Source organism: Rossellomorea sp. FS2 (genome assembly GCF_047915635.1).
Lineage (GTDB): Bacteria > Bacillota > Bacilli > Bacillales > Bacillaceae_B > Rossellomorea > Rossellomorea marisflavi_A.
Genome location: NZ_JBLRVS010000001.1, coordinates 547,729 through 560,288, shown reverse-complemented (window position 1 = coordinate 560,288; position 12,560 = coordinate 547,729). Strand labels below are relative to the sequence as shown.

Here is a 12,560-nt window from a genome sequence, read left to right as displayed (position 1 = left end):
TATATTTATCTTAGTAAATGATTTAAAGGAGCATGATGGATGGAACTTTTACAGCTCAAATACTTTCAGACCGTTGCCTATACCGAGCATCTCTCGAATGCGGCGAAACAGCTTACCATTGCCCAGCCTTCCCTGAGTCTGACCATTAAACGGCTAGAAGATGAGCTGGGAACCAAACTCTTCGACCGGAAAGGACGGAATATTCAATTGAGCGCTTCGGGGAAGATCCTCCTGAAACACGTAAACCGGATCTTTATCGAACTGGAAAATGCACAGGCTGAAATTGAACGGGAGGAGCATCACCTGGCCAACACCATCAAAATCGCCATTTCCAACCCCCGGTTCCTCTCCGGCCTGATCAGTGAGTACATCAATCTCTCACCTGAAACAACGATCATTCAATCCATCAGGGGGAAAAGCGATATACTCTCTAGTTTAAAACGGGGGGAGGTCGAACTCGGGATAGCTGGCGATACGGTTCAGGATGAAGAACTGGAGAGCCGTTTGCTTGTAAATGAGGATCTTGTGCTGGCCCTGCCCTCCAACCACAGATTGACAGGCAAAACCGAGTTATCGCTCAGTCATGTGGCCAATGAACCCTTCATTACCCTGGCCAATAATGAAGAATACCGCAGTTTTACATCCATGCTTTGTGAGAAAGCTGGTTTCACGCCGAATACGGCCTTTGAGGTGGATTCCAATCTATTGGTTGAAATCATCAAATTGGATCAAGGAGTGGCATTGCTCCCGATTTCCATTTGCAGAAAGCTGGGATTGAATTATCGTCCATTGACGGATCATTCCGCTACCTACCCGGTGAGACTATATTGGAGAAAGAACAAGGTGCTCCCCTCTTCAACGGAGGGCCTTCGAATTTTTATTTTGTCGTATTATACAGACCACCATCACCTTTTCAAGGCGTGATGCGCCCCTCAGGATGGAAGAAGACTTCCAAAACAAAAAACACCTCTTTGGATTAACTAATCCAAAGAGGTGTTTCTCTATATCAGCTTACAGTCCGCATTTGAGCTGTGCACCACAGTTCGTGCATGTGTTGCATCCGCCCATGTCTTTGACTGTCCCTTTACGGCAGACCGGGCATGTGTTGCCGACTTCCGATCCGATAGTCACATCAGTCGAGCGCACATCCTGGATCGTGTCTACAAGAACAACGGGTTTTTTCGCTGTTTCTACAATGGTCTCTTCTTCATCGTCAAAGCTGTTTTCTTCTGCTTTGAGGGTGAGGACCTGTGAATCACGGCTTCCGTCTACATACACGGTACCGCCTTTAGCGCCACCTTTATAGAGGCGTTCGTACACTTTTTGCACCTGCTCTACTGTGTAACCGCGCGGGGCGTTGACCGTTTTGGAGATGGAGCTGTCAATCCAGTTCTGGATCACACATTGAACGTCCGCATGTGCTTCCGGTGCCAGGCTCATGGATGAAACGAACCACTCAGGCAGCTCATCTGCACTTGCTCCTGGATTTCTTGATAGATAATCTTCTACAATATCCGCTTTGACTTCGATGAATTTACCGAGTCTTCCGCTTCTATAATACGTGAAGGAGAAGTATGGCTCAAGACCTGTGGATACTCCTACCATCGTTCCGGTCGATCCGGTCGGTGCAACCGTCAACAGATGGGAGTTACGGATTCCGTGCTCAAGGATTCCTTCCTTCACATCTTCAGGCATTTTCTCCATGAAGCCCGTCTGCGTGAAGCGTTCACGGATGGCTTGTGTTTCAGCATCGGTGCTTCCGACCAAGAACGGGAAGCTCCCTTTTTCTTTGGAAAGCTCGATGGATGCACGGTAGGCAGTCGTCGCGATGACCTCGAATACCTCATCAACGAGCTTGTTGCCTTCTTCTGAGCCGTATTCTTTCTCACAGTAGATCAGAAGATCGGCAAGTCCCATGACTCCGAGACCGACACGGCGTTCACCGAGTGCCTGTGTTTTATTCTCATCAAGGAAGTATGGAGTCGCATCGATGACATTGTCCTGCATGCGCACGCCGACTTCGACTGTTTGCTTAAGCTTCTCAAAATCAACGGTTTTCGCATCCTTATCTGCGAATTCAGCGAGATTGACAGCTGCAAGATTACATACGGAATACGGAGCCAGAGGCTGTTCACCGCAAGGGTTGGTTGCCACGACTTTTTGACCGTATGCTTTTGCATTCGTCATATCATTGGCATTGTCGATGAAGAAGATTCCAGGTTCTGCAGAGTATGTCGCACATACGTTGATCAGATTCCAAAGTTCCTTCGCCTTGATCTTGCGATAGGTTCTCACTTTATAGCCCATCTGTTCCCATTCGCGAACATCCCCGACGTTATGCCACTCTTCATTATAGAATGCCATCGTGTCGGCATCATAGCTTTCGACATCCGGGAAGCGAAGCTCATACTCTTCGTCATTCTCGACTGCATCCATGAAGTCGCTTGTGAGGCAGACTGAGATGTTGGCGCCGGTGAGGAACTCCGGATTGTGAACGCTGTAGGTTCCACCGGTATTAAGCTTCTCTTCTGCACCTCTCAGGATCTTCTCATCAAAGCCTCCGTAACCAGGGATATGTCTGTAATTCAGGATTCCCTGATACATCGCTTCTTCCTGCTCGGTGAGCGGTGTGAATTTCAATTTATCCTGAGCCGCTTTCTTGATGGTCTCATCTTCCGTATTCTCAAGCAAGTAGCGGAGGATACGGGGATTCTGCATTTTGGAGATGATGAATTCCACGATATCCGGGTGCCAGTCTGATAGCATGATCATCTGGGCACCGCGACGTGAGCCGCCCTGCTCGACAAGGTGAGTAAGCTTGGCAATATCATCAAGCCACGATACAGATCCTGAAGATTTTCCGTTCACGCCTTTCGCCAGCGTATTGCGTGGACGCAGTGTAGAACCATTGGTTCCCACCCCGCCTCCGCGGCTCATGATTTCCATTACCTGTTTCCGGTGTTCGGATATACCTTCACGTGAATCCTGCACAAACGGCATGACGTAGCAGTTGAAGTATGTAACATCCGTTCCTGCCCCTGCCCCGTAAAGGACGCGTCCTGCCGGTACAAAGTGCAGGTTCACCAATTCATGATAGAATTTCTCGAACCAGACTTGCTTCAGTTCAGGAGTTTCTTCCACTTCTGCCAGACCTGTTGCGTTACGCTTGGCAATCTGCTCGTAGAATACTTCAAGGGGCTTTTCGATCACATCCAGATTACGCAGGACGATGCCCGTTTCCATTTCCTCCGGCTTTTCGATTGCACTCCGGTATTCTTCTTCGATCCAGACGTGTGCCTTTTTGTTCTCAAAATCGATTTCTTTGATATATCCAAGGCCGCGTGCCGGGAACTTCGGATCTTCCTTGATGGTCAGAACAACGAAGTCACCTGCTGAGAGGGTGATTTTTTCGGTATCCTTGAATGAGTATCGGTCGATCATCACCAGGCGGGATACACCTTTATGGGTGGTCTTCATACCCGGGGTGATCTCGTGCACCTGTGGGAACAAACGGATATCTTCATTCAATCTCTCAATGTTTAAACTCATATTTTCTTTCGACGCAACAGTCATATCGACAACTCCTTCTAACTCTATGTTTCTCTGCGATACATGATGGTTTGATTTCCTTAACTAACGTTATCACAGCGACTTTAGAAAAGCAACAATAAAACACAACATATAGTGGTCAGAATTTTACGTCTCACACCATATGTTGTGCCGATGTTCATTTCGCCCTTCATTTGTCAAGTGGACAATCCTTCAAGAACATTAGAAAAAAGGAGATTAACCGGAATAAACCATTGGAAATCGACCCATTTCTATGATTTTCAATGTTGATATTATCCAATCCCCGACAAACTTTGTAACAGCGGGCATTATTCTATTTCCTGCAAAAAATAAAATTTATCTTTTATAGTTCCACTCGTCGGATTCGTAACGTTCCTTCGCGATCTTTTCTACATATTGTGTTTCTTCCGGTGAAAGCTCATAAGGCTCCAATCCGATTCCGAGACCGTCTTCGAACCCTTTCTTGAAGGCTTCCTTGGCCATCTCCATGGTGACCGGTTCCGCACTGATCTCATTCATGGCGACTGCCTTGCTCTTGAATGCGCGCTGCATGCGTTCTTTCACACGATCATTCGGATAGTTGAAGAGGCTGAAGAGCTTGTCTTCGTCCAGGTCAAGGAGGATGGATCCGTGCTGGAGGATCACGCCCTTCTGTCGTGTCTGGGCACTGCCGGCCACTTTACGGCCTTCCACCACGAGCTCATACCAGCTTGGCGCATCAAAGCAGACGGCTGAGCGCGGATTCTTCAATCCTTCCCGCTCCTCCGCTGTTTTCGGCACGGCAAAATATGCTTCCAGACCGAGCGCCCGGAACCCTTGTAAGATCCCCTCGGAAATGACGCGGTACGCTTCCGTTACCGTCTTCGGCATATCGGGGTGATCTTCCGAGACGATGACGCTGTAGGTGAGTTCGTGTTCATGAAGGACACCCCTGCCTCCTGTCGGTCTTCTCACAAAGCCCAGATTATGCTTTTTCACATTTTCCATGTTGATTTCTTTTTCTACCTTTTGGAAGTATCCGATTGAGAGGGTCGCCGGGTCCCAGCCATAGAATCGGATCGTGGGAGGGATCTTCCCTTCGCTGTGCCAGTCAAGGAGCGCTTCATCCAATGCCATATTGAAAGAAGGGGAGCAGTGACCGGAATCGATGAATCTCCATATTTCCTTTTCCATTATGCATACCTCATTCTTATGTTCGCAGTATTATGTATCGGTCACAAATGTCAGACCGTTCTAATCCGTTATTTAGTCTATCAAATACCCGATAAAAAACAAAGGGAAACCGATTGGAAAGTGTTTGAACTTTATTTCAAAAATCTTTTGATTATGTTTGTCATCATGAATATAATAGTAGATAGCGCATTTGTAGAAAGGAGCATGAATGGATGGAAGCTTTATATATCCTATTGATTGTAATCGGTGCAATCGCAGCATATTCACTCATTACATATTTCAATCAAAAAAGAATCGTCAACACACTCACAGAGGAAGAGTTTCGCGCAGGCTACCGTAAAGCGCAGCTGATCGATGTCCGCGAAACCAATGAATATAACAACGGTCATATTCTTGGCGCCAGAAACATTCCACTTTCTCAACTGAAAATGAGACAAAAAGAAATCCGTAAAGATCAGCCCGTCTATCTCTACTGCCAGAGCGGCATGCGAAGCGGCAGGGCGGCTCAAATGCTCCGTCGTCTCGGCTACCGTGATCTCCACCAATTAAAAGGTGGATTCAAAAAGTGGACCGGGAAAATCAAGCACAAAAAATAAAGCCTTCTGGGGACCCCATCAGGGTCCCGGAGGCTTTTTTCGTTTGTAAGAAGAGGCTGGGGCCAAAACTAAAAAGGGACCATTTCATGACGAACACGATCAGTATAGGTTCTTTATGTCGCTCATGATTTCCGTGCAAGACTTTGCTTTCCGCAGATAGTCCGTTAGCCTCTCCGGCAAGTCTGCGGGGCCACACATCAGCTACTCTTCTGTCAAGAGTCTTCGTCTTGCACTTCAATCAACCGGTAGACACAATGAAATAGTCATGTTCATGAAACAAATTAAAAACCCGAATTAATTAGCTTATACTAGGCAAATTAATTCGGGTTTTACTATGACTGAAACACTTTTGTCCCAGCATTTTCTCTCTTCTTACATTATATTTCTTTAAACTTCTTTCTGGTAACGTAGGACGGGCTTTCGTGCCGCCAGGGTTTCATCCATGCGTTTCACAACCGTCGTGTGAGGAGCTTCCTGGACGATTTCCGGATTCTCTTCCGCTTCCTTCGCGATCTGGATCATGGCCTCGATGAAGGAATCAAGGGTTTCCTTCGACTCGGTTTCCGTCGGTTCGATCATCATGCACTCTTCTACATTCAATGGGAAGTAGATGGTTGGCGGATGATAGCCGAAGTCGAGAAGGCGCTTCGCGATATCAAGGGTACGCACCCCGAGTTTCTTCTGACGTTTCCCGGAAATCACAAACTCATGCTTGCAATGACGGTCATACGGAAGGTCGAAGTGAGGAGCAAGCCTTCTCATCATGTAGTTGGCATTCAGTACGGCATTCTCCGTCACGGCGCGCAGACCATCCGGCCCCATCGTCCTGATATACGTATAGGCACGGACGTTGATCCCGAAGTTCCCATAGTATGGTTTCACTCTTCCGATACTTTCAGGACGGTCATAATCGAACACAAAGTCTTCTCCCTTTTTGACGAGGATCGGCTTTGGAAGGTAAGGGATCAAATCTTCCTTCACCCCGACAGGGCCGCTTCCCGGTCCGCCTCCTCCATGAGGGCCTGTGAACGTTTTATGAAGATTAAGATGGACAACGTCAAAGCCCATATCCCCCGGTCTTGCTTTAGAGAGGACCGCATTGAGGTTCGCACCGTCGTAATAGAGCTTGCCGCCGGCACCATGGATGATGGAAGCCATCTCCAGGATATTCTCTTCAAAGAGCCCGAGGGTGTTCGGGTTCGTGAGCATCAACGCAGCCGTATCGTCCCCCACCACTCGCTTCAGATCTTCGAGGTCAACGAGGCCGTCTTCATTGGACTTGACCGTAACGGTCTCGAAACCTGCAACCGTCGCGCTCGCCGGGTTGGTGCCGTGGGCAGAGTCGGGAACGATGACCTTTGTACGCTGGGTATCGCCATTCGCTTCGTGGAAGGCGCGGATCATCATAAGCCCGGTCCATTCCCCATGAGCTCCCGCAGCCGGCTGGAGGGTCACTTCATCCATCCCGGTGATTTCTTTCAGATGTTCCTGGAGGTCATACATGAGACCGAGTGCCCCTTGTACACTTTCAGGTTCCTGAAGCGGATTGATATGGGCGAATCCATTGAGGCGCGCCACATATTCGTTCACCTTCGGATTGTATTTCATCGTGCATGACCCAAGCGGGTAGAAGCCGGAGTCGACTCCGTGGTTACGCTTTGAAAGAGCCGTGTAGTGACGCATGATATCAAGCTCGGACACTTCAGGAAGGTCGGCTTCCTCTGTGCGGATGAATTCTGCCGGAATCAGATCGGATAGATCTGCTGCCGGTACATCCAGTTCAGGCAGGCTGTATCCAACGCGTCCTTCTTTTGTTAGTTCGAAGATAAGAGGCTGATCCTTCTTATGCATGATAATCCCCCAATTCTTTAGCAAATGCATCGATTTCTTCTTTGCTGCGAAGTTCCGTGACGGCAACGAGCATATGGTTGGCGAGCGTTTCGTCCGTAAGACCGAGATCATATCCCCCGATCATCCCTTTTTGGATAAGATGGAGATTGAGGTCCCTGACCGGCGCCTTCAATTTGACGACGAATTCATTGAAGGAAGGTCCTTCGAATGCCAGTTCCAATCCGGCAGACTTAAGGGCATTTTTCGCATAATGGGCTTTTTGGATATTCTGGATCGCCATCTCTTTAACCCCCTGCTTCCCGAGTGCCGTCATGGCAACGGAAGCCGCCAGGGCATTCAGCGCCTGATTCGAACAAATATTGGAGGTCGCTTTATCACGGCGGATATGCTGTTCCCTTGCCTGAAGGGTCAGGACGAATCCGCGGACACCGTCTTCATCCACCGTTTGGCCGACAAGGCGGCCCGGTACCTTCCGCATAAGCTTCTTGCTGACGGCGAAATAGCCGCAGTGCGGTCCGCCGAATGCACTCGGAATTCCGAATGGCTGCGCATCCCCGATGACGATATCGGCACCGAATTTGCCCGGTGGTGTGAGTGCGCCGAGTGCAAGGGGGTTGGAAGAGACGACAAACATCGCTTTTGACCCATGGGTGATGGCTTCAATCGCCTGAAGATCCTCGATACGTCCGAAGAAGTTCGGATATTGAACAATCACAGCTGCCACGTCGTCACCGATGAGGTTCTCGAGCGCTTCAAGATCTGTCACCCCATCCTTATGGGGAACTTCTACAACGTCGATATACTGACCTTTCGCATAAGAGCGCAGGACATCTTTGGATTCAGGATGAACCGCCGCTGATACGAGTACCTTCTTACGACGTGTCTGACCGGCTGAAAGCATGGCGGCTTCAGCAAGGGATGTACCACCGTCATACATGGAAGAGTTCGCTACATCCATTCCAGTCAGCTCGCAGATCATCGTCTGGAACTCAAAAATCGCCTGGAGTTCGCCCTGTGAAATCTCCGGTTGGTACGGCGTATAGGCCGTATAGAATTCAGAACGTGATAAAACATGATCCACGATGATCGGCATGTAATGGTCATATACTCCCGCTCCCAGGAAGCTTGCATGACTTCTGAGGTCGGCATTTTTAGCTGCCAGAGCACTCAGTTCCTTGACGAGTTCCGTCTCGGATTTCGCTTTTTTAATGTTATAGTCGCCTTTAAAGCGGACTTCTTCCGGAATATCTTCAAAAAGGGCATCGACGCTGTCGACTCCAATGCTGTCCAACATTTCTCTTTGATCCTGATCTGTCATCGGTAAATAACGATGCTTCATGAACGTCAGTCCTCCCTATTTGCCAGTTCTCTTATAAAATGGTGTTTTCACTACAACGGCTTTCAATTGTTTATTACGGATTTCCACGATCACTTCAGTACCGGGCTCGGCAAATTCCTTCTTGATAAGTGCAAGACCGATATTCTTCTTCAGTGTCGGCGACTGGGTACCGGTTGTGACCTCCCCGATCAGCTCTTCCCCTGAAAATACACTATATCCATGACGAGGGATGCCGCGGTCGATCATTTCGATCCCGACCAGTTTACGAGGTGCCCCTTCTTCCTTTTGTTTGCGAAGGACTTCCTGGCCGATGAACGGGATGTCTTTATTCACCTTCACCGCAAAACCGATTCCCGCTTCGATGGGAGTGATCGTCTTCGACAACTCCTGTCCATAGAGTGCGAGATTCGCTTCGAATCGCAAAGTGTCACGGGCACCAAGGCCGCAAGGTACGATCCCTTCCTCTTCACCCGCCTGAAGGATTTCTTTCCACAGCGCCGGTGCGGAATCCGATGCACAGTAGATTTCAAACCCGTCTTCCCCTGTGTAACCCGTTCTTGATACGAGCGCTTCGTGACCGCTGATCATGACCTCATCCTGGAACTTGAAGAACCCGATGCTGCCAAGATCTGTATCGGTGAGCTTCTGGAGGATCGTCTCCGCCAGCGGCCCCTGAATGGCAAGCTGGGCGATTTCGCCTGAACGATTCGTCAGCTCGACCCCTTCGGTTGCATGATGGATGAGCCATTCGTAATCTTTCTCGATATTGGATGCGTTGACCACAAGGAGATAATCGTGATCTCTCCGTTTATAGACGAGAAGGTCATCGACCGTTCCTCCGTCTTCGTAGCACATGGCGGTGTACTGAGCGCCTCCGTCCTTCAATTTCGACAGATCATTGGTCATCATCCGTTGAAGATACTCAAGGGCACCCTCCCCTTTTACCGTGATCTCGCCCATATGGGAGACATCGAAAAGACCTGCACGGCTCCTTACGGCTTCATGCTCGTCTTTGATCCCGGAGAATTGTACAGGCAGGGCCCATCCTCCAAAATCGATCGTCTTTCCTCCATACTCGCGGTAAAGATCGTGTAAAGGCGTTTGCTTCAGTTCTGACATGGCGATTCCCCCTTTAGTGGTTACACTGCATTCTTTTGCATGAAAAAAGGACAGAGAAGCCCCTTTTCAATAAGTGGGCTTCTCTGTCCTGGCACCTGAAAGTTTACCGATTCATACGGCTTTCCCCTTTGGTGGTCCCCATCCGGGACGCTCTCCAGAGTTGCGTCCGACAAGAGTCTTTTTGCCTGAGAGATTCACATCGTGATGCTTGCTCCTTCGGCGCTGCAGACTGCAGTCTCTCCCCTTGTCATCATTCGCCAATATTCCTTGCAATAATTGGTCATACTAAAGATATAAAAGAAATGCAGCAGATGCTAATGTTCGGATTTAGATCATTTTTGTAAGATTGTAAATCTATTTTCATCCTACCATTAATCAATTGTTCCGGGCAATCAATTTTTGCAGAAAAAAAGGAGTTGTTTTCATATGAATGTAGATATCATATTCGATGAGGGATGGGGAGAAAATCTTGAAAGCCTTATCAACAATGACGGGCCCTGGGGAAGTTTCGACCTGTACAAACTCGCTGTCGAATTCGAGCACCATCTTGCAATTCCGAACTTTGAGGGGCTTCAGGCACCGAAACATTTGGCAAATGTCACCCCTCTTCCCCATCAGCTCGAAGCTGCGAGGCAGGTGGTGGAGACCATGAACGGGAAAGCGATCCTCGCAGATGAGGTCGGGCTCGGGAAAACAATCGAAGCGGGGCTTGTCCTGAAGGAATACATGATCCGTGGACTGGTGAAGAAGGTACTCATTCTCGTGCCGGCATCCCTTGTATCGCAGTGGTGCTATGAATTGAATACAAAATTCTTCATCCCTGCCGTCCCCCAGAGGAAAAGTTACGTCTGGGACCAGTGTGATATCGTCGTATCTTCCATGGATACGGCCAAAAGGAGCCCTCACCGGGAAAAAGTGTATGAACAGGATTATGATCTCGTCATCATCGATGAAGCTCACAAACTGAAGAATCACAAAACGAAAAACTATGAATTTGTGCAGAACCTGAAGAAAAAATTCTGCCTTCTTCTGACGGCCACTCCCATCCAGAACCGGATCGAGGAAATCTTTCATCTTGTTTCCCTCCTGAAGCCGGGGCACCTCGGAAGCGAATCGGGCTTTACCGACCGGTATAAAAATGGAGATCGGTCCCTTGAGGATGACGACCATCTGAAAAACTTGATCAACAAGGTGATGATCCGGAATCGCCGCCATGACACGGGTATCGAATGGACGAAGCGCCATGTGAAAACGGTCCTTATCGACTTTTCACATGGCGAGAGGGACCTGTACGACAGCTTTGACCTTCTGCGCGGCCGCTACGATGACTGGGCGGCATCCAGCTCCTTCTCCCTCCTCACCCTGCAGCGGGAAGCATGCTCCAGTCGGGAAGCCGTGTACTTTACGTTGAAGAATATGCTGGCCAAAAAGGAAGATCCTTCAGAAGGATTCAAGCAAGTCATCGGAACGCTCATGCAAAAGGTGGAGAATGTCTCCGTCAACTCCAAGGCAAAGAAAGCCCTGGAGCTGATCCAATCCATCGACGACAAAGTGATCATCTTCACTGAATACCGGGCCACCCAGATGTATCTTCAATGGTTCCTGAAGCAGCATGGCATCACATCGGTTCCTTTCAGGGGCGGGTTCAAGCGTGGGAAAAAGGACTGGATGAGACAATTGTTCCAAAATCACGCCCAGGTCCTTATCGCGACGGAAGCCGGCGGGGAAGGGATCAACCTTCAATTCTGTCATCACGTCATCAACTTTGACCTGCCGTGGAATCCCATGAGACTGGAGCAGCGGATCGGACGGGTCCACCGTCTCGGTCAGACCGAGGATGTTCATATTTATAATTTCGCCACAAAAGGAACCGTCGAAGAACATATCCTCACCCTACTTTATGAAAAAATCAACCTGTTCGAGCGGGTGATCGGCGAACTTGATGACATCCTGACCCGACTCGATTTCAAAGAGTTTGAAGATCACATGACGGATATCTTCGCTTCCTCAAGAACCGAGGGTGAAATGAAGATCAAAATGGAAAATTTGACGAGCATGATTCAATTTGCTGAGCAGATGAAGGAGGAAAAGGCCGATGCAGCAGCACGAAATACATCGATTTCTTGAGCGGTATTTTCACGCGAACGGATGTGAACTGAAGGCAAGCGGTGATGGCTATATGACCGTCCAGCTCACGATCGAGATGGATAAAGAGCTCATGAATCGCCCATTCTACTGGCATTACCTCGAAAAGACCGGCGGGGAACCGAATCCCATGGCACTAAATCTGATCACCGATCAGGAAAAGGCTCCTGAAGGTCTCAATGGGGAAGTCATCCATTTCGGTTCACCCCGACTGCACCAGATTTTCCGCTCCACCCGGAGTCTCGCAGGGTATACCCGGCTCTATGAGAACAGGGCGGGGTTCGGCCAGCAACAGATCCCACTTCATCCGTGGCTCGGTATGAACGTCAAGATCTCCTATCAATCGAATCGCAAGAAGGATACGTTCCGGAGCATCGGCCTCAATCTGATCAACGGTATGATGAAGGAAGGATTTCACGATGAACTCCTCACCCTCAAGCTGACGCCGAAGATACCGGATCTCTGCTTCACCCTGACCCCGATCATCCGCCCCAAAAGTGGGATCGGACGCATCCAACAGCAACTGCGGGATGAAATCAGCCGGGAGTCGACGGAATGGGCAGAATCAGCCCTTGCCTCATGGAAGGAAGACCGGGAGCTGTTGGACCACTTTTATAAAGAGGTCGAAGACAAGCCCGAATCCTACTTCCTCGAACAAGCTGCCCTAAAGGATCAATACGAACCGAAGATCGAGATCGAGATCATCAATGGGGGGATCTTTTACCTTCAGCAGTGACAACAAACAAAAAAGCGGGAGCTTGTGTAGC

At 49.1% G+C, this 12,560-nt stretch carries 9 protein-coding genes and 1 riboswitch; of the genes, 4 read left to right on the top strand and 5 right to left on the bottom strand.

All coding sequences use genetic code 11. From position 1 onward, the window contains the following. Positions 1-39: 39 nt before the first annotated feature. Positions 40-924 carry a LysR family transcriptional regulator gene (locus ACNA6I_RS02975; RefSeq protein ID WP_048014707.1) on the top strand — a complete coding sequence of 295 codons (885 nt, stop codon included), beginning with the start codon at positions 40-42 and terminating at the stop codon, positions 922-924. A gap of 87 nt (positions 925-1,011) precedes the next feature. Here ACNA6I_RS02975 and ACNA6I_RS02970 read toward each other — a convergent pair whose 3' ends face one another. Then, positions 1,012-3,573, bottom strand: coding sequence for a vitamin B12-dependent ribonucleotide reductase (locus ACNA6I_RS02970; RefSeq protein WP_416312945.1), 2,562 nt, complete (start codon positions 3,571-3,573; stop codon positions 1,012-1,014). A gap of 333 nt (positions 3,574-3,906) precedes the next feature. Beyond that, positions 3,907-4,743, bottom strand: a complete 837-nt coding sequence (locus ACNA6I_RS02965) for a biotin/lipoate A/B protein ligase family protein (RefSeq protein ID WP_416312944.1) — start codon at positions 4,741-4,743, stop codon at positions 3,907-3,909. A 212-nt stretch (positions 4,744-4,955) separates the two neighbouring features. On the opposite strand from ACNA6I_RS02965, the gene ACNA6I_RS02960 reads away from it, so the two are divergent. Beyond that, positions 4,956-5,339, top strand: coding sequence for a rhodanese-like domain-containing protein (locus ACNA6I_RS02960; protein WP_048006053.1), 384 nt, complete (start codon positions 4,956-4,958; stop codon positions 5,337-5,339). 387 nt (positions 5,340-5,726) lie between these two features. On the opposite strand, the gene gcvPB is transcribed toward ACNA6I_RS02960, so the two are convergent. Genes gcvPB through gcvT form a run of 3 tightly spaced genes read right to left on the bottom strand, consistent with a single transcriptional unit; the run spans position 5,727 to position 9,648 of the window. Further along, positions 5,727-7,190, bottom strand: a complete 1,464-nt coding sequence (gcvPB, locus tag ACNA6I_RS02955; RefSeq protein ID WP_048006054.1) for an aminomethyl-transferring glycine dehydrogenase subunit GcvPB — start codon at positions 7,188-7,190, stop codon at positions 5,727-5,729. After that, the gene (gene gcvPA / locus ACNA6I_RS02950) at positions 7,183-8,529 is read right to left on the bottom strand and encodes an aminomethyl-transferring glycine dehydrogenase subunit GcvPA (protein WP_048006055.1); all 1,347 of its coding nucleotides are present in this window, start codon (positions 8,527-8,529) and stop codon (positions 7,183-7,185) included. Before gcvPA ends, gcvPB begins: the two co-directional genes overlap by 8 nt. A gap of 15 nt (positions 8,530-8,544) precedes the next feature. After that, the gene (gene gcvT, locus ACNA6I_RS02945) at positions 8,545-9,648 is read right to left on the bottom strand and encodes a glycine cleavage system aminomethyltransferase GcvT (protein ID WP_367257726.1); all 1,104 of its coding nucleotides are present in this window, start codon (positions 9,646-9,648) and stop codon (positions 8,545-8,547) included. A 163-nt stretch (positions 9,649-9,811) separates the two neighbouring features. Beyond that, positions 9,812-9,902: riboswitch (glycine riboswitch) on the bottom strand. Positions 9,903-10,074: 172 nt separating this feature from the next. Here gcvT and ACNA6I_RS02940 point away from each other — a divergent pair. Both ACNA6I_RS02940 and ACNA6I_RS02935 read left to right on the top strand, forming a co-directional pair. Continuing rightward, on the top strand, positions 10,075-11,775 hold the full coding sequence (locus ACNA6I_RS02940) for a DEAD/DEAH box helicase (RefSeq protein ID WP_416312943.1): 1,701 nt from the start codon (positions 10,075-10,077) through the stop codon (positions 11,773-11,775). Then, complete coding sequence (locus tag ACNA6I_RS02935) at positions 11,744-12,529, top strand: YqhG family protein (protein ID WP_416312942.1); 786 nt, start codon at positions 11,744-11,746, stop codon at positions 12,527-12,529. Before ACNA6I_RS02940 ends, ACNA6I_RS02935 begins: the two co-directional genes overlap by 32 nt. Positions 12,530-12,560 lie beyond the last annotated feature (31 nt).